1 pseudogene is annotated in these 999 nt (G+C 42.8%); it reads left to right on the top strand.

Annotated elements, in window-relative coordinates:
• Positions 1-999, top strand: a pseudogene (locus tag ACVC3Y_RS00255) (hypothetical protein); the annotation flags it as partial.

Genomic DNA, 999 nt, shown 5'->3' with positions numbered 1-999 from the left:
GATCCATGTGTAGGTGGCGATGTAGTAAATGTAGATTTATTAGATACAACTAGTGATTGGTATACATCCGATTGTGATGGAGATGGAGTAATCAACGGAACAGAGGTAGATCCAGATATGGATGGTACCGCAGGACCTGATGGAACAGACCCAACCGATCCATGTGATTACAACGTAGCAGATGTTACAGTAACTCCAAGTGGAGATTGGTTAACAGCAGATTGTGATGGTGATGGAGAACCAAATAGCACAGATACAGATCCATTTGATCCATGTGCTGGTGATACAGATATAACAACAAACCCACAACCAACCGATCCAAACTATTCTGTTTGGGCAGCAGCAGATTGTGATGGTGATGGTGAAACTAATGGAGACGATCCAGCACCATATGATCCATGTGTAGGAGGAGAATTAGCGAATGTTGATTTATCAGACAATAATACAGACTGGTATAATGCAGATTGTGATGGTGATGGTGTGCCAAACGGAACAGAAGTAGATCCAGATATGGATGGTACAGCTGGTCCTGATGGAACAGATCCAAACGATCCTTGTGAATACAATGAAGACGATGTTAGTTTACCACAAGGTGGAGATTGGTCAGCAGCAGATTGTGATGGTGATGGAGAACCAAACAGTACAGATACAGATCCATTTGATCCATGTGCAGGCGATACAGATATCGTAAACAATCCAATGCCAGGAGATGAGAACTATGATGTATGGGCATCAGCAGATTGTGATGGTGATGGTGAAACTAATGGAGACGATCCAGAACCATATGATCCATGTGTAGGAGGAGAATTAGCGAATGTTGATTTATCAGACAATAATACAGACTGGTATAATGCAGATTGTGATGGTGATGGTGTGCCAAACGGTACGGAAGTTGATCCAGATGGAGACGGTACAGCTGGTCCTGATGGAACAGATCCAAACGATCCTTGTGAATACAATGAAGACGATGTTAGTTTACCACAAGGTGGAGATTGGTCA

Source organism: Lacinutrix cladophorae, from assembly GCF_053604645.1.
The sequence above is the reverse complement of the archived record's forward strand: the minus strand, read 5'-3'. Positions and strand labels throughout refer to the sequence as shown.